Annotated in this window: 19 protein-coding genes and 1 tRNA gene; 5 read left to right on the top strand and 15 right to left on the bottom strand. The window is 62.5% G+C overall.

The genetic code is table 11. The features are described from left to right. Positions 1-21: 21 nt before the first annotated feature. Complete coding sequence (locus tag AB0O81_RS00465) at positions 22-807, bottom strand: isoprenyl transferase (protein WP_363580135.1); 786 nt, start codon at positions 805-807, stop codon at positions 22-24. Between the two features lie 109 nt (positions 808-916). Between AB0O81_RS00465 and AB0O81_RS00460 the strand changes: the two genes are divergently transcribed. Beyond that, entirely contained in the window at positions 917-1,645 is a 729-nt protein-coding gene (locus tag AB0O81_RS00460) for a hemolysin III family protein (RefSeq protein WP_363580133.1), read from the top strand. Between the two features lie 10 nt (positions 1,646-1,655). Here AB0O81_RS00460 and AB0O81_RS00455 read toward each other — a convergent pair whose 3' ends face one another. Beyond that, the gene (locus AB0O81_RS00455; RefSeq protein ID WP_363580131.1) at positions 1,656-2,027 is read right to left on the bottom strand and encodes a hypothetical protein; all 372 of its coding nucleotides are present in this window, start codon (positions 2,025-2,027) and stop codon (positions 1,656-1,658) included. 50 nt (positions 2,028-2,077) lie between these two features. Here AB0O81_RS00455 and AB0O81_RS00450 point away from each other — a divergent pair, with 50 nt between their 5' ends. Together AB0O81_RS00450 and greA are read left to right on the top strand one after the other, a co-directional pair. Beyond that, a complete protein-coding gene (locus AB0O81_RS00450; protein WP_363580129.1) occupies positions 2,078-2,470 on the top strand; it encodes a DUF4307 domain-containing protein in 393 nt (130 codons plus the stop codon). An 86-nt stretch (positions 2,471-2,556) separates the two neighbouring features. After that, positions 2,557-3,048, top strand: a complete 492-nt coding sequence (gene greA / locus AB0O81_RS00445) for a transcription elongation factor GreA (protein WP_363580127.1) — start codon at positions 2,557-2,559, stop codon at positions 3,046-3,048. 8 nt (positions 3,049-3,056) lie between these two features. On the opposite strand, the gene ilvA is transcribed toward greA, so the two are convergent. Together ilvA and AB0O81_RS00435 are read right to left on the bottom strand one after the other, a co-directional pair. After that, positions 3,057-4,295, bottom strand: a complete 1,239-nt coding sequence (gene ilvA, locus AB0O81_RS00440) for a threonine ammonia-lyase (RefSeq protein WP_363580852.1) — start codon at positions 4,293-4,295, stop codon at positions 3,057-3,059. A 26-nt stretch (positions 4,296-4,321) separates the two neighbouring features. Next, entirely contained in the window at positions 4,322-5,512 is a 1,191-nt protein-coding gene (locus tag AB0O81_RS00435; protein WP_363580125.1) for an AI-2E family transporter, read from the bottom strand. Positions 5,513-5,585: 73 nt separating this feature from the next. Here AB0O81_RS00435 and AB0O81_RS00430 point away from each other — a divergent pair, with 73 nt between their 5' ends. Further along, entirely contained in the window at positions 5,586-6,881 is a 1,296-nt protein-coding gene (locus AB0O81_RS00430; protein WP_363580123.1) for a crosslink repair DNA glycosylase YcaQ family protein, read from the top strand. Positions 6,882-6,891: 10 nt separating this feature from the next. After that, a complete protein-coding gene (locus AB0O81_RS00425; protein WP_363580121.1) occupies positions 6,892-7,803 on the top strand; it encodes a hypothetical protein in 912 nt (303 codons plus the stop codon). A gap of 4 nt (positions 7,804-7,807) precedes the next feature. Here AB0O81_RS00425 and AB0O81_RS00420 read toward each other — a convergent pair whose 3' ends face one another. The 11 genes from AB0O81_RS00420 to AB0O81_RS00370 all read right to left on the bottom strand — a co-directional run bounded on the left by AB0O81_RS00420 (position 7,808) and on the right by AB0O81_RS00370 (position 18,330). After that, the gene (locus AB0O81_RS00420) at positions 7,808-8,845 is read right to left on the bottom strand and encodes a crosslink repair DNA glycosylase YcaQ family protein (RefSeq protein WP_363580120.1); all 1,038 of its coding nucleotides are present in this window, start codon (positions 8,843-8,845) and stop codon (positions 7,808-7,810) included. 64 nt (positions 8,846-8,909) lie between these two features. Continuing rightward, positions 8,910-9,479, bottom strand: a complete 570-nt coding sequence (locus tag AB0O81_RS00415; RefSeq protein ID WP_363580850.1) for a LemA family protein — start codon at positions 9,477-9,479, stop codon at positions 8,910-8,912. 82 nt (positions 9,480-9,561) lie between these two features. After that, positions 9,562-10,875, bottom strand: coding sequence for a D-arabinono-1,4-lactone oxidase (locus AB0O81_RS00410; protein ID WP_363580118.1), 1,314 nt, complete (start codon positions 10,873-10,875; stop codon positions 9,562-9,564). Continuing rightward, a complete protein-coding gene (locus AB0O81_RS00405; RefSeq protein ID WP_363580116.1) occupies positions 10,872-12,101 on the bottom strand; it encodes an alanine racemase in 1,230 nt (409 codons plus the stop codon). The genes AB0O81_RS00410 and AB0O81_RS00405 overlap by 4 nt, the downstream gene beginning before the upstream one ends. 82 nt (positions 12,102-12,183) lie before the next feature. Beyond that, positions 12,184-12,257: transfer RNA gene (locus tag AB0O81_RS00400), tRNA-Leu, on the bottom strand. A gap of 82 nt (positions 12,258-12,339) precedes the next feature. Further along, positions 12,340-13,734 carry an FAD-dependent oxidoreductase gene (locus AB0O81_RS00395; RefSeq protein WP_363580848.1) on the bottom strand — a complete coding sequence of 465 codons (1,395 nt, stop codon included), beginning with the start codon at positions 13,732-13,734 and terminating at the stop codon, positions 12,340-12,342. A gap of 33 nt (positions 13,735-13,767) precedes the next feature. Further along, entirely contained in the window at positions 13,768-15,132 is a 1,365-nt protein-coding gene (locus tag AB0O81_RS00390) for a S8 family serine peptidase (protein ID WP_363580114.1), read from the bottom strand. Then, the gene (locus AB0O81_RS00385; protein ID WP_363580112.1) at positions 15,129-15,647 is read right to left on the bottom strand and encodes a DUF501 domain-containing protein; all 519 of its coding nucleotides are present in this window, start codon (positions 15,645-15,647) and stop codon (positions 15,129-15,131) included. The genes AB0O81_RS00390 and AB0O81_RS00385 overlap by 4 nt, the downstream gene beginning before the upstream one ends. Positions 15,648-15,686: 39 nt before the next feature. Further along, positions 15,687-16,220 (bottom strand): septum formation initiator family protein, encoded by a 534-nt coding sequence (locus tag AB0O81_RS00380; RefSeq protein WP_363580110.1) that lies wholly within the window; start codon positions 16,218-16,220, stop codon positions 15,687-15,689. A 32-nt stretch (positions 16,221-16,252) separates the two neighbouring features. After that, entirely contained in the window at positions 16,253-17,533 is a 1,281-nt protein-coding gene (gene eno, locus AB0O81_RS00375) for a phosphopyruvate hydratase (RefSeq protein WP_363580109.1), read from the bottom strand. A gap of 128 nt (positions 17,534-17,661) precedes the next feature. Next, entirely contained in the window at positions 17,662-18,330 is a 669-nt protein-coding gene (locus tag AB0O81_RS00370; protein WP_363580107.1) for an O-methyltransferase, read from the bottom strand. Between the last annotated feature and the right edge of the window lie 39 nt (positions 18,331-18,369).

The raw sequence follows: 18,369 nt of genomic DNA, 5'->3' as shown, positions 1-18,369 counted from the left end.
GGGTGCAATGCATATGACGCCTCAGCTGCCGAAGCGACGATTGCGGGTCGCGAAATCACGGATCGCTCGAAGGAAGTCGACCTCACGCAGATCGGGACCGAGAGCTTCTACGAAGTAGAACTCACTATGCGCTGACTGCCACAGCAGAAAGTCACTCAACCGCTGTTCACCCGAAGTGCGGATGACCAGATCGGGATCGGGCTGCCCTCCGGTGTACAAATGCTCACCGATCTGTTCGGGAGTAAGGCTGGCAGCAAGCTCTTCAAGAGAGCCGCCGTCTTTGTCGTGTTGCGAGATGATGCTGCGCACGGCGTCGACGATCTCACCGCGGCCTCCGTAGCCAACGGCGAGATTCACGTGCAGTCCAGTGTTACCGCGCGTGCGCTCGGCGGCCGAGGCGAGCACGCGCGCCAGTTCAGGCGGGAGTAGATCGGAGCGCCCGACCGGCTGCACGCGCCAGTCCGGCTGATGAGAGAGCTCATCAGCGAGTTCAGCGATGATCTCGATGAGGTCTTCGATCTCTTTGGTGTCGCGCTTTTGGAGATTGTCCATGGAAAGCAGGTAAAGCGAAACGACGCCCACACCGACATCGTCACACCAGCCGAGAAACTCACGCATCTTCGCGGCACCGGCGCGATGGCCGTGAGCCACGGAGTCGAGGCCGAGCAGCTTGGCCCAGCGGCGGTTTCCGTCGATCATCATGGCGACGTGATGCGGCACACGCCCTGGATCGAGCTGTCGCCGCAGTCGCTTGATGTAGAGGCGATAGAGCGGGCCGCGCCCTGTATTCTCCGAACCTCGTGTCACGCTCCTACGCTACCGCGATACGCAGGCGAACTTTGGAGACTAGGTGCCACAATCGCTGGCACTGAGTATGTACGACTGAGGGCATAGGAGTGGGCCTACCCTGGGTAGCATGAGTCGACGCAGCGAGGAATCCCACCCGCCTGAGGTCCCCGAGCTTCCGTTGATGGATGCGGCGGCCGTCGATGCCACGCTTCCCGAGATCAAGCCGTCGTGGCGTGGTTGGATACACGCCGCCACTTTTCCGGTGACCATCGTCGCGGGAGTCGTGTTGATCGTCGTCGCCGAGGGGTCGGCAGCCAAGTGGGCGTGCGCGGTGTTCGTCGCGACCTCGATGCTGCTCTTCGGAAACTCGGCTCTGTATCACCGTTTCAACTGGGGCCCGAAGACCAAGGGCGTTCTGAAACGCATCGACCATGCCAACATCATGTTGCTCATCGCCGGCACCTACACCCCACTGGCGGTGCTCGCGCTTGAACCGCCCAAAGGATGGATCCTGCTCGCCGTGGTCTGGGGCGGTGCGCTGCTGGGCATTCTCTTTCGAATCTTCTGGATCAACGCCCCGCGCTGGCTCTACGTCGCGCTCTACCTCGCGTTGGGTTGGGCCGCCGTGATGTACATGCCCGATCTCTTCCGCGCGAACGCCGCCATGATGGTACTCGTCATCATCGGCGGTCTGCTGTACACCGGCGGGGCAATCGTCTACGCCATGAAAAAGCCGAACCCCTGGCCTGGCCACTTCGGGTTCCACGAAATTTTCCACGTGTGCACGGTACTGGCGTTCCTATGCCACTGGACGGCATGTTTGCTGATCGCGATCAACCCGCCTTACAACGGATAGACATCGAGCCTCAGCCGCGCGGCGGTTCGCTCTCGGGGTTCGTTGCTGACGACTCGGACCCTGCGACACCGCCGGGCGTCTCTTCCGATTCCGCCGCGAGTCGCGCCTGTTCAGTATCCAACTCTTCATTGACGTCCGCGCGCACACGCCCGCGCCGAATTCGTCGCATCATGTCTGCCACCAGCAAGAAAACGGCGACCACAATCAGCGCGATGACAAAGAAACCCTCGGGGCCTGGAGTCACGGAGTCAGGGTCGAGCGTCGGCGTAGGAGTCGGCGTCACCGTTGTAGTCAGCCATACGTGCGCGGCAAGCGATTGCATATCGTCCTCTGGTCTGCGGGGGCTCCAATTGCGGTGCACCACGAGGGCGCGGAACCGCATAACCTTGACCTACAGCCTAATCTCCGAGCGGAAACGAAAAGCGACAAGGCATGACGACTGAACAGATGCTCGACGAGCGCTATGGGCGCGCGACGTCGGGGCGAAAGCGGCTCGGACTGGGCATCGCCATCGCCTTGGGCACGGTCGCGACACTGTTGCTCGGCTGGGCGGTGTACAACAGCAACGTCAACTCTGTCGATTCCGACAGCACGGGTTTCGAAGTCATCGATGAGCACACCGTGACCCTGCGATTTCAAGTGACCACGGTTCCCGGTCGCGATATCTCCTGCGTCATCGAAGCGCAGGATGAGGACTTCGGCATCGTGGGGTGGCGAGTGGTCAGCTTCGCGGGGTCCGACGTGACGAGTCGAGAGTTCGAAGAGTCCATACCGACGACAGCGCTGGCCACGACAGGTTTTGTCAACTCCTGCTGGGTGTCGTAGTCTGGGCCGAACGCCGTCACCGCGCGCCCTGGCTAAATGCCGGGGCGTTTGACTTATATGCGCGCCCCCGACTGAAGGAGTCAGACGTGTCCAACGATGCCCCAGTGACCTTCCTCACCCAAGATGCCTACGACCGTCTCGCCACCGAGCTCGAGCAGTTGTCGACGACCGGACGCGAAGAGATCGCCAAGCGCATTGAAGCCGCGCGCGAAGAAGGCGACCTCAAAGAGAACGGCGGCTACCACGCGGCCAAAGACGAGCAGGGCAAGCAGGAGGCACGCATCCGCACTCTGCAGCATCTGCTGAAGACTGCAACCGTCAGCGAAGCACCGCAGAGCACCGGCGTTGTCGAGTCGGGAATCGTTGTCACGGCGATCGTCGCTGGGGGCGAAGAGGTTTTCCTCCTCGGCAATCGTGAAATCGCAGTCGGCTCCGAGCTCGATGTGTACAGTGAAGCATCCCCGCTGGGCGCTGCCATTCTTGGTTTGAACGAGGGCGAGAAAACGAGCTACACCGCGCCCAACGGTCGCGAGATCAGCGTAGAGATCGTGAAAGTCGCCACCTACACCGGCCAGTAGCCTGCCGGTTAGTCCAGCGCGACCCGTGCAGTGAAACCAGCCTGCTCGAGCACGTCGATCACGTGGGCACGGTGTTCTTGACCACGGGTCTCTACGCTCAACTGCAGGATCACTTCACTAATCTGCAATCCCTGTCCGTGTCTGGTGTGTAGCACTTCGATCACGTTTGCCCCCGCCTGCGACAACAGCTCAGACACACGCGCGAGCTGGCCAGGACGATCCGGCAACGGAATCTGCAGAGTCATATAGCGACCGGATGCGGAAAGGCCGTGAGCGACCACGCGCTGCAACAGCAACGGGTCGATATTGCCGCCCGAGAGCACTGTGACAGTGGGGCCGTTGGCCTGGATCTTGCCAGCAAGAATCGCGGCCACACCGACCGCCCCTGCGGGCTCCACTACCTGTTTGGCCCGTTCGAGCAGCACCAGCAGAGCGCGAGCGATGTCATCTTCAGTGACGGTCACGACCTCATCGACGAGCTCGCGGATGATCTCGAACGGCAAGTCTCCCGGCCGAGCAACTGCGATGCCGTCTGCGATGGTCGGGCGGGTCTCAACAGTGAGCGGCATGCCCTCGCGCAACGACGTGGGGTAGGCAGCTGAGTTCTCGGCCTGTACACCGATCACCCGCACGGTACGACCCGCTGCAGCAGCGCGAGCCTTCACTGCGGCGGCGACGCCAGCGATCAGCCCGCCACCGCCGATACCAAGCACCACGGTGTCGAGGTCAGGGATCGCGTCAATGAGTTCAATTCCAAGCGTTCCCTGACCAGCAATGACATCAGGATGATCGAACGGGTGGATGAAAATAGCCCCAGTGCGCTCGGCAAACTCCGCGGCGAGACGCAACGGAGTCTCCACCGTGGCACCTTCAAGCACCACGTCTGCGCCGTAGCCTCGAGTTGCCAAGAGCTTGGGCACAGGCACGCCAAGCGGCATGAAGATCGTCGCGGGAATGCCCAGCGTCTTCGCGGCCAGGGCCACGCCCTGTGCATGGTTTCCGGCGGAAGCTGCGACAACGCCACGTGCTCGCTCTTCTTCTGTCAGTCGCGAGAGCCGATACGTCGCACCGCGGATCTTGAACGATCCGGTGCGTTGCAGGTTCTCAAGCTTCAGGTAGACGGGTGCTCCCACGAGCTCAGAGAGAAAGTCGGAGACGTCGAGGGGCGTCTCACGAATCACGCCTTCTAGCGACGCCGCGGCATCGTCAAAGTCGGCGATCGACGGTGCACGAGACTTCTCGTGCACCACTGACTGTGACGGGTTTTGTACGCTCACGAACGGGTCCTCCTCGGACGCGGGACAGTGTCCCATATCAAATCTCCCGTGGGTTTCAGCCCGGTCTCCCAGGCGCGCGCGGCCAGATACACCACCACCACATTCACAAACGCGGCGACGGGCACCGCGAACAGTGCGCCGGGAATGCCAGCGATCATTGCGCCGCCGGCGACAACCAGCACGACCGCGATCGGGTGCACCTTCACCGCTGAGCCCATCAGCAATGGCTGCAAAATATGTCCTTCAACCTGCTGCACGCCCAAAACCACCACGAGCATCCACAGCGCAATCCACGGCCCGTTGTACACGAGGGCAAGGAACACCGCGACGGTGCCTGTCAACACCGCTCCCACGATCGGGATGAAAGCGCCCAGAAAGACCAAGACGCCGATAGGGATGGCAAGTGGAACGCCCAAGAGGTACGCGCCGAGGCCGATGCCGATCGCATCTACCGTCGCTACCAGAAGCTGGGTGCGCGAGTAGTTGACGATGGTGACCCAGCCCGCCCGCCCTGCGCCATCGGCTGCCGCGCGCGCGCGGCGGGGGAAGATTCTCACCGTCCAACGCCAGATTCCGGCGCCGTCCGCGAGCAGAGCAATCAGAATGAACAGTGCCAGCAGAGTGCCCGTGGCGACGTGCCCGACGGTAGTGCCCAATGCGAGCGCGCCACTCCACAGCAGTTCTGCCTGCTGCTGAATCAGCTGCCACGACTGGCTCAGCACGTCATCCAGCTGAGCTGCGGTGAGATGCAACGGACCATCGATCAGGTACTGGCGAAACTGCTGTAGCGCTTCCACGGTGCTGGCCTGCACTGACGCCCACTGTTCACCTACCTGCCATGCGACCAACCACACCAAACCGGCAACAATCGCCAATAGTCCGACCACGGCGATCACAATTGCCAACCAGCGAGGCACGCGGCGGCGCACCAAAAACGAGAACGCGGGCCACACCAACGCGGTGATGAGAATGGAGACCATCAGCGGTATGACCAAGAGCTTGAGCTGAATTACCAGCCAAATGGCAAGTCCGATCGCTGCTGAGATCACCAAAAAACGCCATGAGAACGCGGTGGCGACACGCAAACCGTGAGGCACGATCTCCGACATGTCGGAGGTAACTACGCGGTTGCGATCGCGAAGCGCGTCAAACAGCGAGCCTTTGGGCTTTTCATCAGGGCCGCTCATCCCGCCAGTTTAGGCCCGCCACATGCCTCCAACGTTATGCGGCGTTGTCCGCGGTCCCCCGTAGCCTGGCCCCGTGAAGAATTCACTCAGCGCCGCCGAGGCCCGACGCGTCGCGCTCGCCGCTCAGGGGTTCGCCCGCGCGCCCTCGCGAAACGTCGGAACACGGCAGTTGAATGCCACCCTGGCACGCATGTCGACATTGCAGATCGATTCGGTCAACGTGTTCGCTCGGTCTCACTACATGCCACTGTTTTCACGTCTCGGCCCCTACGACACTGCGCAGCTCGACAAGCTTCTTTTCGAACGGCGTTCGCCGTACGTGGAGTACTGGGCGCACGTTGCCGCGTTCATTCCGGCCGAAGATTGGTCGCTCTTCGGCTTTCGCATGGAGAACATGCGGCAGAAGTATGGCTCAGACCCTGACGGCTGGTTCTTGCAGAATTCAGCCACCGTCAACTGGGTGCGCGCAGAACTGCGACAGCGCGGCCCGCTGCGGCCAGCGCAGATCGAGCACGATAGCAAGCGCGCCACGCGCGGGCCGTGGTGGGATTGGGATGCTGTCAAGCGATCGCTCGAGTACCTATGGCTGTTCGGCGAGGTGGCGATCGCCGGCCGGCAGGGCTTCGAGCGCACCTATGCGCTGGCAGAAGACGTCATTGCCCCAGAAACCATGGCGCGCTCGGTGTCGCGCCAGGATGCCATTCGCGAACTCGTCAGACGCGCATCGCGCGCCTATGGCGTTGCGACGGCAGCTGATCTCGCCGACTACTGGCGTATCAACGACCGTCGAGCGGTGCTCGCCGCCGTTGCAGAGTTGAGCGAGCTTGGCGAGTTGCAGCAGGTGAGCGTCTCGGGTTGGACTCGCAACGGCCGGCCACTCCCCGCGTGGCTACACCGTGACGCTGCGCTCCCCCGCCAAGTCGATGCGGCAGCTGTTCTCACCCCATTTGACCCCACGGTGTGGTTTCGCGATCGGGCGAAGCGATTATTCGCTTTCGACTACCGAATCGAAATCTACACTCCCGCGCGTAAGAGGCAGTTCGGCTATTACTCGCTTCCGGTGATTGTCGGTGACACCATCGTTGGCCGTGTCGATCTGAAAGCCGAGCGAGCAGCATCGCGGTTGCTTGTGCAATCTGCGTGGTGGGAGCGCGACGCACCCCTCGACGCCGCCGCGCGGCTCGCTGGAGTATTAGAGGATGCGGCACGGTGGCAGGGCCTCGAGGGTATCTCTGTATCGGGGTGGGGTAACGCAACCGACGACCTTGCACACGCCATGCCATATGCGAAGCGACACGAAGCTCTCGCCAGGCCCACGAGCTCGCTCGCTGCGAGCACCACCGCAAGCATCGAGACTCACGACGACTAGCGTAGGAAGAGTGAAACGTGCCGGAGTCGTCGCCATCGTTGCAGGAGCAGTCGTTCTGGCTGGCGTGGTCATCGGCATCGTTTCCCTCTCAACCAACGCGGCCGGTCCAGAGGAGGCTGCGCAGTCCTATCTGAGCGCTCTTGCCGCTGGCGACGGTGAATCGGCCGCAGAGTTGATCGTTGACTCGCCCCGCAATGAGTCGGAGCTCGCGGCAGCACTCGACACTGCGGCCTCCCTCATCACCTCGCCCGAGGTGCTGGGTGTTGAGTCTTCCGATGCGGCAGCAACTGCAACGTTTACCTTCCTCCTCGAGGGCGAGAACGTCGAAGGCACGTTGTCTCTCGTGGAGACGGACGACGGTTGGGGCCTCACCCCCGATGCCCTCGGCGTCATCGTGCCGACTGCCCAGCAGGGCGACTCAGTGATGGCCGCGGGCACACTCGTGTTATCCGCCGCCACCGTGGTGTTGCTGCCCGCTGTGTATTCGGTGTCGGCAGCTCCCGTAGACCTCCTCGAAGGCACGGTGACGGCACGCGTTACCCCTGGCTCGACGGTTGGTGTCTCTGCGCCCGCAGAGGTCTCTGCCGAGGCCATCGTTGCTGTTCAGGAGCAGCTCGATAGCTATGCCGATTCTTGCGCGGCGTCAGTCGATGACGTCCCAAACGAATGTGGCATCCGCGTGCCGTGGGGCGTTGATCTCGCTTCGCTCGACCGCATTGCTTTCGAAATCAGCTCCTACCCCGCCGTGGAGATCAGCGACGATGGTGGGAGCTTCCGTTCCTCCGGCGGCGTGATCGTGGCGACCGCAACAGGAACCACGCGCAATGGTGAGACACAATCATTCACCTATCGGTCCGACGACTGGGCAATGCAGGGAACAGTCCAGTTCATCGGTAACGAGATGGTGCTCTCGGTCTTTTAGGACTTCAGCGAGCAAGCTCGACGCCAAGCCACGACGCGAGAGCACTGATCTCGCGTTCCACGTCGTCGCGCACTCCCCGCGACCATCGCGTGTCTTCGTGCATAGCCTGAACACGCAGCACGCCCGCCTTGCGATCGACCTTCGCGTCAAGTTTGCCGACGAATTGATCGCCGTGAAGTATCGGCAGTGCAAAATAGCCCCACCGCCTCGCAGCCGCCGGCTTGTACATCTCTAGTAAGTACTCGAACTCGAAGAGCTCTTCCAGCCTTGCGCGATCAAAAACCATACGGTCAAACGGCGAAAGCAGCGCCGTCCGCGGCAGAAAATTCCCATTCAGCACGCTCGAATCGACCCACCAGACCCCGTTCGTGCCTTCGACCGTGGCCGCCTCAGCAACGTCATCCAGCTCAACCGCCTCATAGACGCGCGACAGCGACTTTGCGCGCGCAATCCCCATTGATCCGATGCGACGAACAGCGCGTTCGCGACCAGCGTCGACAGGCGACACTGTGGGCATCCCACTCGGATACACCCGTTCGGCGAGATCAAAGACCCTGCCAGCAGCATCCCGTCGTGAGATGGCAACCTCGCCCCGGGCGACAAGAATCTCAAGCATCTGCATCGAGTTGCGATTGTTGGTCCAGCCAGTGGATCGCCATGACTGTTGGGCGGTATCGGGTATTTGAGATGCGCGAAGCGGACCCTGTGCTTCCAGCTGCGCCAAGACCTCCTCGCGGAAGCGGTCGTTTGCGGCGAGCCAACTGCGCGCCCGCGAGGAACGCGGGCGCGCTGCCATCTCGTGGCGCAACAATGGCAGATCTGCCATCGGGCGGTAGAAGCCGTCCCACTCGAACACCGCTCGGTCAACCTCAACGAGTCGCGTCAGGTCTGTCGGGTCATACGGCCAGCCAAGTCGGCTCCACAAGATCAGATCAGCGCTCGGCGCGACAGCTGCCGTGGGCTCGATGTTGACATACATCAACGCGTCGATCGTCTCTACGATGCCCGCGGGGCGCCTCTGATCAAGGAGCTGAGCACTCACAGCCAGTCTTCGAGCATCTTGGCGGCTGAGAGAGAGCACCGTGCTACCTCAGCGCCGCAGGGGGTCAGAACTGGACGCGCGGTGGTTCCGCAATGCCAGCTCCATCGACAACTTCAAAGAAGTCGCGCTCGTGGAACCCGAGGTTGCGGGCGAAGAGGTTGTTCGGGAACACCTTGATCTTGGTGTTGAGCTCTCGCACTCCTCCGTTGTAGAAACGTCGCGAGGCCTGGATCTTGTCTTCCGTATCGACAATCGAGTGCTGAAGCTGCAGATAGTTCTGGCTCGCTTGAAGCTGGGGGTACGCCTCAGCCACTGCGAACAGCGATTTCAACGCCTGTTGGAGGTGTCCCTCGGCGAGCCCGGCCTCAACTGGCCCGGACGCCGCCAGCGTTTCCGCACGCGCACGCGTAACGTTTTCGAACACTGCTTTCTCGTGCGCAGCGTATCCCTTCACCGTCTCGATGAGGTTGGGCAGCAGATCTGCGCGACGCTTCAGCTGAACCGTGATGTCGCTCCACGCTTCGTCGACACGTACGTTCAACTGCACCAACGAGTTGTAGGTTGCCCAGAGGTAAATACCGACTGCAGCAACCAGCACCACGACGATAAGAACCGGGATCAGCCATTCCCACATGCGCACGACTCCGTTCTAAGTATGAGTTCATCCTAATCAACGGCGTCACCTGTGGCGACGACAGCGCCCGTACTCTCAGCCGTCACTCACCCAGAACACGCTGCAGGTAGGAGTTTTGGAACATTCGATTGGGATCAAGCCGGTGTCGAACCGCAACGAAGTCATCAAAGCGCGGGTAGCGTTCCCGTAAAGCCGCGGCGTCAAGATTGTGCATCTTGCCCCAATGCGGCCGGCCGCCGAACTCCGTCATGATCTGCTCGACTGCGTCAAAGTACTCCGCCGGGTCGTCGCGCCAGTAACGGTGCACCGCGATGTATCCCGAGGTTCTCCCGTGGGCGGTTGACATCCACAGGTCATCACCTTGGGTAAAGCGCACCTCAACAGGAAACGAGATGCGCCAGCGACGCTTGCGCACGAGCGCCTGCACAGCCTCGAATGCTGCGCGCACGTTCTCAATGGGAAGTGCGTACTCCATCTCTCGAAATCGCACCGACCGAGCAGTCGCAAACACGCTGGCCGAGGAATCCGTGAACTCGCGGTCGCCCCACAGCTTCACTGAGAGCCGGTTAATCCCTGGCGCCGTTGACGGAACCCAGTGTGTCAGGTTGCACGCCACCTGGTGCAGGGCGGTGCCAACGAGCACGTCGTCGACCCACTTCCCAATCCGCGGGAGGGGATGCTTCGGAGCATCCGCCGGCAGACGAGTATTGGTCTTCGTCATGGCCCTGTCAGTGTGGGGGAACCAGTAGAACTCGAAGTGGTCTGTCGCTGCGACGCGGGAATCGAGTTCGCCTAGCACCTTGTCAAGCGGCTCAGGTTGCTCAAGCGCGTGCAGCACGAACGCAGGCACGCACCGCACGGTGACATCGACGATGATCCCGAGCGCCCCCAGACCGAGCGCTGCTGCGGGGAGAAGTTCAGAGTTCTCCTCTTCGTTCACGACGAGAATCTCACCGTCAGCGGTGACGAGGGTGAGGCCGACCACCTGGGTTGCGATTCCCCCAAACCGTAATCCCGTGCCGTGTGTGCCGGTCGAAATCGCGCCCGAGATCGACTGGCTGTCAATGTCACCGAGATTCTCCATCGCGAGTCCGTATGGGGCAAGCAGCTGCGGAATATGGTGAAGCCTGGTTCCCGCGAGCAACGTGACATAGGAACGATCTGCATCGACGCTGACCAAACCCGAAAGATATACGAGCTCCAGCAGCACGCCCGAGGCAACCGCGATGCCGGTGAAACTGTGGCCCGCGCCGATAGCTTTCACGCGCCGCCCATGCGCACCCGCCGCCGCTACGGAGCGCTGCACTGCCTCGGCCGTTCGCGGGTACTCGACAGCCTGCGGGCGAACCATCTCGCTGCGCCCCCAGTTCTGCCAGACCCCACCCATGCGCATCACAGAAAGGCCTTCTGTTCACCGCGATACGTCGCGCTCTCGCCGACCAAACGATCCCCATCGACGAGGTGGTACGACTCGACGCGCTCCGCCAGCTCGCCGCTCTTAGAGTGCCGAAACCACACGCGGTCGCCGACTTTCAGCGTTCGCGCTGCCTTGCCCTGCAACGGTGTCTGCACTTCTCCCGCGCCTTCGCGGCTCAGGGTGGAGAGCCCCTGCGGCCACACCGGTTTGGGCTGACGCGATGCATCAGCAGGCCCGGAAGCGATCCAACCGCCGCCCAACACGGTTGCGATATCGGCGGTCGGCTTGCGCACAATCTCGAGCGAGAACGCAGCAGCCGGAGCGGGGGCGAAGCAACGATAGCCATCAAAGAGGTGACCGGCGAGTAAGCCGCTACCCGCGGTAGCTTCGGTGACTGCCTGGTCGGAGGCGGTGAGTTCAAGAGAACCCGTACCGCCACCGTTCACAAACTCGATCGGAGCGATATCGCGCAACACGCGCACGATTGCGCCGCGGCGTTCACGCAGCTCAGCGCCGGAGCGGCGTTGCATCCACCGGATGGTTGCGTCCCCACGGCCGGTGGAGTCTCCCTGCCCCGCAATCTGAGCCTCGTACATCATCAAGCCAACGAGCGTGAAACCGGGGCGGTCAACGGCCGTACGAGCAAACGATGCAACGTCTTCTGGCTCGTGCAACGGCGACCTGCGCACGCCGATGTGTCCAAGCGCCGGGGCTCGCCACGAGGCGTCGGCGTCGATGCAGAGCCGAACCGTGGGTCGTTTACCGGGGTCAACCACTGAGTCGATGAGGTCCAGCTGTGAAACATCATCGACCATGAGTGTGATGCGGGCCGCGGCACGCTCATCTGCTGCCAGAGCCGCAATCGCCTGACGATCGGCCGTCGGGTATCCCAATACCACGTCGTCATGCCGCTCAGCTAGCCAGAGTGCTTCGGGGAGTGTGAAGGCGAGGATGCCGCGGTATCCGGGCAATGCAAGCGTGGCATCCATGACTTCGCGCACACGAATCGATTTGCTCGCGACACGGATCGGAAGACCGCTGGCACGCACCACAAGATCGAGTGCGTTGTGCCGCAGGGCGGAGACGTTGATCGCGGCAATCGGCCCAGAGAGGTTTTCGGTTGCTCGGGTCATCGCACCCCAGTAGGCCGCGGGGTCGCTCCAAAGCGCCCCCGTCGTTGGGGTGGACAGCATAGTGAGGCTCATAGGGCCCGCTTCGGGTGCGCGCACATATCAACAGCCTAGGCGTGCCGCGCGGCCGCGCGGCCGCGACGCACTATTTCTTCGGTACCCCCGCTGGGGCTCGAACCCAGACTGGAGCGATTTTAAGTCGCCTGCCTCTGCCAATTGGGCTACGGGGGCACGACAGACACGCCTGAAAACGCATGTCTGTCTGAATCAGAGTACGACGAACTCGCCGGCTCCGTGGTGCAGCCTAGCTACCTCAGCCGCCAGTAGGCGACTTGCCTGCGGGCTTCGCGCCCGCATCGGGCTTCGCGGGAGCGTCTGAAGATGCAGCAGGGCGCGGACGAGCGGCGAACTCCTCAAATACGTAGCGCGGGTGCTGAACAGTCTGCAGAGACACGTTGTCGCGACCGAGCCAGAAGTTGTGCCACCAGTCGCCGATAACGCGCCACTTACGCTCCCACGATGGCATTGCGAGGCCGTGGTAGCCGCGGTGAGCGACCCAGGCGATGAAGCCCTTGAGCGCAATGTTGCCCGACTGGAAAACGCCGTTGTAGAGACCAAGCCCCGCAACCGCGCCGAGGTTCTTGTGGACGTACTCGTGCGGGAGTTCGCCCCGCAACACAGCGACAAGGTTCTTGGCAAGAAGCTTCGCCTGGCGCACTGCGTGTTGCGCATTGGGCACGCAGTAGCCGCCGGGGCCTGCACCAGTGAGGTCGGGAACCGCCGAAATGTCGCCAGCTGCCCAGGCACCCTCAACGATCTCGTCGGCCGTTCCGACTCGCAAGTCAGCGCGGGTCGCGATGCGGCCGCGTTCTTCAACGAGCAGGTCACTGCCGCGAACCACCGTCGGGTTGGCCATAACGCCTGCAGTCCACACGATGACGTCGGTCGGGATGATCTCGCCGGTAGACAGTTCAACGTTGCCGTCAACGGCGCCGGTCAACTGCGTGTCGAGGTGCACGTTGGCGCCGCGCTTTGCGAGCGATTTCAGTACCCATTCGCTCGTCTTTAGCGAAACCTCGGGCATGATTCGACCCATGGCCTCGATCAGGTGGAAGTGGGTGTCTTCAAAGCTGAGCGTCGGGTAGTCCTTGATCAGCGAGGATGCCAGCGCGCGAAGTTCGGCAAAAATCTCAATTCCCGCGAAACCACCGCCAACAACTACGACCGTCAGCAATCGGTCACGCTCGGGCCCCGCGGGCAGGTTCGATGCACGCTCGAAGTTCGTCAGCACCCGGTCACGAATCGCGACAGCCTCTTCGATCGTCTTGAGCCCGATTGCGTTGTCGGCGATGCCGGGAATCGGGAACGTACGCGACACGGCACCGGCGGTCACAACGATCTGGTCGTAGGTCTCTTCCCACGCGTCGCCCACAGCGGGCGTGATCGTCGCCGTCTTATGCGCGTGGTCGATGCCCGTCACCTTGGCAGTGACGATGCGAGTCTTCTTGAGGTGTCGGCGGTGTCCGACGATGACGTGGCGGGCCTCGATTTCTCCGGCAGCAACTTCGGGAAGAAACGGCTGGTAGGTCATGTAGGGCAGCGGGTCAACCATGGTGACCTCGGCTTCGCCCTTGCGAAGGTGCTTCTCGAGCTTCCAGGCGGTATAAAAGCCTGCGTATCCGCCACCGACAATGAGGATCTTGGGCACGGTGTTCGTCACGGGGGAAATTACTCCTGAGTATCAGCGGCTCGGCGAGGACCTCGCCGATCGGATGCGTCGGACAGCAGCAGTGACGCCGAGCGCCACCAGTATAGCGCTGGCAGTGCAAAGCATGAGTGGAACCGAGCCGTAAATGAGGGTTGAGTAGCTCGGAAGCAGGGGCGAAGCCACCGTGGTGACGTCATCGACGGGCGGAAGCGCGGGCACGACAACGGGCTCTTGCGTCTGCACGGGGACCGGTGCACTGTCGGCGCGACGGTACAGCCGAATCCAGTCGCTGAGGCTGCCCATCGGGTTGCTCTGCACGGCAGGAATGCTCGCTGTCACGGCCGCGCCCGCGTCTACGAGCCCGTAGCCGTAGAGCGGATCAGGATCTGCCGTCGCGGCTGCGGCGGGCTCAGCCGTCTGAATGATTCGATTGATGACACTGTTTGCATCGAGGTCGGGGTGGGCTGAACGAACCAGGGCCGCGATGCCGGCAACAATGGGCGCAGCACCGCTGGTGCCGTCCCACTGCACGAGCCGGCCGTCAGCAGACACGCCGATGAGGCGTTCGCTGGGGGCCGACACTCCGATCGTGATTCCTTGCGTCGACGCGTCGACGCTCGCCACTCCGTTGGGGTCTACTCCGCCTACCGTCAAAACCCCCGGGATGGTGGCAGGGGCGCCAACTCTCGTGGTTCCGCTCCCCCGGTTGCCCGCCGCGACAACGACAACGACGTCGTTGTCGAATGCGTACATGAATGCGTCATCCCAACTCTGATCCCAGGTTGCCTCATTCGTGGTGAGCGACATATTGATGACGTCTGCACCGTTGTCAACTGACCAGCGGATTGCTTCCGCAATCTGCTCGGTGAAGGGCTTTTGAGCGGCAGCGCCAAACCCGACCGAAACTGAGAGCAGCTCAGCCTCCGGCGCCACGCCGACCATGCCTTCCTCTGCGCTGGTGCCACGGGCAGCTGCCAGTGAACCAACCCAGCTGCCGTGATCAGCATCGACAGCACCGACTGGAGTGCGACCATCGGGAGTGCCAAGGCCCGAGACATCAGTGCCGGCCACCACCGCCCCCTCGAACTCGGCCGGTCCTCTACCGATGCCCGTGTCGATGATCGCGATGCGCACGCCTTCGCCGCGCGTCACTTCCCAAGCGTCATAGATTCCATAGTCTTCCAGCCAGTACTCCGCGCGTCGCACGGGGTCAATGTCATCGGCTTCGGGCGTCGCGGTCGGGGTCGCTGCGGGGGTCGCTACGGGGGGCACTGCAGTCACAGCTCCGGACATGCTCGATGATGCTATCGACTGCACTGACTCCGCTGCGGCCGTCAACGGCAGAGCCGCGGCGAGCACGCTGGCTGCCGCGAGTGTGGCGAACGAACGGCGGATCATCCGCCGTTTCCGGGATCGGCGCACACACAGCGTTCTGGCGACCAGATCGACATCTCGAGCGCTCGGTCACCGACCGGGTTCACACCCGGGCCAGCAGCCAACGCGTGGCCTGCCAGCGCGTGGAGGCATTTGACTCGTGTGGGCATTCCACCCGCAGAGATCCCCTCGATCTCCGCGACCTCTCCGTATTGCGCACGATCGGCGAGGTACGCCTCATGAGCACGCTGGTAGGCAGCCCGGAGCGCTTCGTCTTCTGCCAGCTCTTCGGCAAAGACGTTCATTTGATGGTCGGCTTCGAGCTTGGACATCGCGATTGTTGCGCCAGGATGGGTGAGGTAGTAAAAGGTCGGGAACGGCGTTCCATCGGGCAACCTCGGCACGGTCGCGACCACTGTGGGATTGCCGCATACACAACGCGCCGCGACTCCGATCACACCCCGCGCGGGGCGTCCGAGCTGCTCCCGGAGAACGGCGAGATCAGCATCACTGACAGGGGCGAAAGGCGGGGTCGTCACGACGGCTACGCTACCGGGTACGGCTGAGACACCGCTGGATTACTCGGTCGGTGTGGCTGAGGGCGTGGGCGCTTCATCGGGAATGCCGATCGTTGGCGCGACGACAGTCTGCGCGAGTCCCGCTTCTGTCACCGAAGAGACGAGTTGCGCCATCCAATCGGTTCGCGTGACCTCCAGCGTTTCGCTCACTTCGCGCTGCTCGACAGGAAGATCTTCGGGCGGCAGATCGTTATCTACCAGGTAGACAACCTCGCCCGGTTTGACGTAGTACAGCCGCTCGCGTGCTTGGGTGGTGATGTAGGCAGCGTCTGACCACCGATCGCGTTCTTGCTCGAGCGCTGCCATTTCTTCTTGGCTCAGTTGCACTGCGGCTTCGAGAGCAGCGATCTGCTGCCGCTGATTGACGTAGGTGCCTATGGTCGGCACGAGCACGAAAGCAGCAAGCACCACGAGCGAGAGCATGATGACCATAAACCCCGACAGGCGGATGCCACCAAGCCAACCCCGCACGTCGAGCTGGCCCCTCCCCGGGGAGCGGGGAGTACGAGAAGGGGGAGCCGTCGTCTTGGCCACGGCTCCCCCTCTCACTTGCAGTTTGTTGAGCGCTATCCCTTGAAACGGGGGAACGCGGCACGGCCGATAAAGCTACCGGCGTCGCCGAGCTCTTCTTCGATGCGCAGAAGTTGATTATATTTTGCTACCCGCTCGCTGCGAGCGGGCGCGCCGCTCTTGATCTGACCGGCGTTCGTCGCCACAACCAAGTCGGCGATTGTCGTGTCTTCAGTTTCACCGGAACGGTGCGAGAACATCGACGTGTAGCCAGCGCGGTGGGCCATATCAACGGCGTCGAGCGTTTCGCTCAGTGTGCCGATCTGGTTGACCTTCACCAGCAACGAGTTGGCAACGCCAAGGTCAATGCCCTGCTTCAGTCGCTCGGGGTTCGTGACGAAAAGGTCGTCGCCGACGAGCTGCGTCTTGACACCCAGCTTCTCGGTCAGCGCCTTCCAGTCTTCCCAGGAGTCTTCTGCCAAAGCGTCTTCGATCGTGACGATCGGGTAGTTGTCGACGAGGTCAACGTAGTAGTCAGTGAGCTCCGCTGCCGTCCATGGCTTGCCCTCGAAGTGGTACTTGCCCTCGGAGTAGAACTCGGTTGCTGCGACGTCCATGCCAAGCGCGATGTCGGTGCCGACAGTGAAGCCAGCCTTCTCGATCGCTTTGACCAAGAAGTCCAAGCCCTCGCGGTTGCTGCCGAGGTCGGGTGCGAAACCACCCTCGTCGCCAAGTCCGGTGGCGTATCCGGCTGCCTTCAGCTCGCTGTGCAGCACATGATACGTCTCGGCACCCCAGCGAAGCGCCTCAGAGAAGCTCGCTGCGCCGATGGGCGCGAGGAAGAACTCCTGGCAGTCAATGCCGTTGTCTGCGTGCGAGCCACCGTTGATGACGTTGAACAGCGGCACGGGAAGAACGTGCGCGTTCGGGCCGCCAAGGTAGCGGAACAACGGAAGATCTGCGGAATCTGCGGCGGCCTTGGCAACGGCGAGAGAAACGCCCAAGATGGCGTTTGCGCCCGCGCGCGACTTGTTGTCGGTTCCGTCGGTCTCGATCAGAATCTCGTCGATGATGCGCTGCTCGCTCGCTTCGACTCCTTCAATCGCCGGGCCAAGCTCGTCAACAACGGCGGCCACGGCCTTGAGGACGCCCTTGCCGTTGTATCGACTCTTGTCGCCATCACGAAGCTCATATGCTTCGAACGCGCCGGTTGACGCACCTGAGGGAACGGCCGCGCGCTGAACGATGCCATCGTCGAGCAAGACCTCCACCTCTACGGTCGGGTTGCCGCGTGAATCCAGAATCTCGCGTGCGCCTACTGCCTCGATAAGTGCCACTTGGGTACTCCTTGTGTCGTGGAGGGGTGGATCTGCGGAGCGTCTTCGGTCCGTTCACGAGTCTAGTGACCGTGCGCGAACTTGCCAGTGTCATATTTCGTTCTGCACCAAAGCGAGCGTCATCGCGCTCAAATTACAACTGCCACAGCGACTCCGTCGTAGCCCTTTCGATCAAGGGTCTGCAGCGCTGTGGCATCGAAGCGCGGATCACGGGCGAGCATCTCAAGCCCTCGCTGTGTCCCGATCACCTGAGAGTTGGTGGTCGCCGGGTCAGCGATCTCGCCTGCGCGCCCAACGTTGTCGACAATCACTACGGTGCCGGCTCGCCCCAGGCGCGCAGCCCAGTCGAGGTAGATGGTGTTGGATTCCTTGTCTGCGTCAATGAACACCAGGTCAAACGGCGCATCGCTGGCAAGGGTGGGGAGCACGTCGACAGCACGTCCGACTCGAATATCGACTTTCGCCCCCACGCCCGCGCGGTCGAGGTTGGTGCGCGCCACACGCGCATTGGCTGGTTCGGCCTCAATCGTGATCACCTGACCGTCGCCAGGAATGGCGCGCGCCAGCCAAATCGTCGAGTACCCGGCGAGAGTTCCGATCTCCAGCACACGGCGAGCGCCTGCGATGCGGGCCAGCAGATTCAAGAACTTGCCGTTCACCGGCGCGACCTCGATTGCTGGCAGCCCGGCGGCGTGTTGATCGTGCACCGCCGCATCCAACACGGGATCCGCTCCCACAAGGAGCTCGGTCAGGTAGGTGTCGACGCGGCGCCAAACGTCTGCAGAAGGCTCGGGCATGAGTCCAGCCAACCGCCGAGGCGCGGTGGCGTCAAGCAC

This window comes from Microbacterium sp. NPDC076911 (genome assembly GCF_040687125.1).
In the GTDB taxonomy this organism is placed as follows: domain Bacteria; phylum Actinomycetota; class Actinomycetes; order Actinomycetales; family Microbacteriaceae; genus Microbacterium.
This window is presented reverse-complemented; position numbering and strand designations above follow the sequence as displayed.

Bases quoted from the DNA above. Each gene is read 5' to 3' on its own strand.
- AB0O81_RS00460 (WP_363580133.1), top strand. From the start codon at position 917: ATGAGTCGACGCAGCGAGGAATCCCACCCGCCTGAGGTCCCCGAGCTT.
- AB0O81_RS00435 (WP_363580125.1), bottom strand. From the start codon at position 5,512: ATGAGCGGCCCTGATGAAAAGCCCAAAGGCTCGCTGTTTGACGCGCTT.
- AB0O81_RS00415 (WP_363580850.1), bottom strand. From the start codon at position 9,479: ATGTGGGAATGGCTGATCCCGGTTCTTATCGTCGTGGTGCTGGTTGCT.
- AB0O81_RS00455 (WP_363580131.1), bottom strand. From the start codon at position 2,027: ATGCGGTTCCGCGCCCTCGTGGTGCACCGCAATTGGAGCCCCCGCAGA.
- AB0O81_RS00390 (WP_363580114.1), bottom strand. From the start codon at position 15,132: ATGATCCGCCGTTCGTTCGCCACACTCGCGGCAGCCAGCGTGCTCGCC.
- AB0O81_RS00405 (WP_363580116.1), bottom strand. From the start codon at position 12,101: ATGAGCCTCACTATGCTGTCCACCCCAACGACGGGGGCGCTTTGGAGC.
- AB0O81_RS00370 (WP_363580107.1), bottom strand. From the start codon at position 18,330: ATGCCCGAGCCTTCTGCAGACGTTTGGCGCCGCGTCGACACCTACCTG.
- AB0O81_RS00450 (WP_363580129.1), top strand. From the start codon at position 2,078: ATGACGACTGAACAGATGCTCGACGAGCGCTATGGGCGCGCGACGTCG.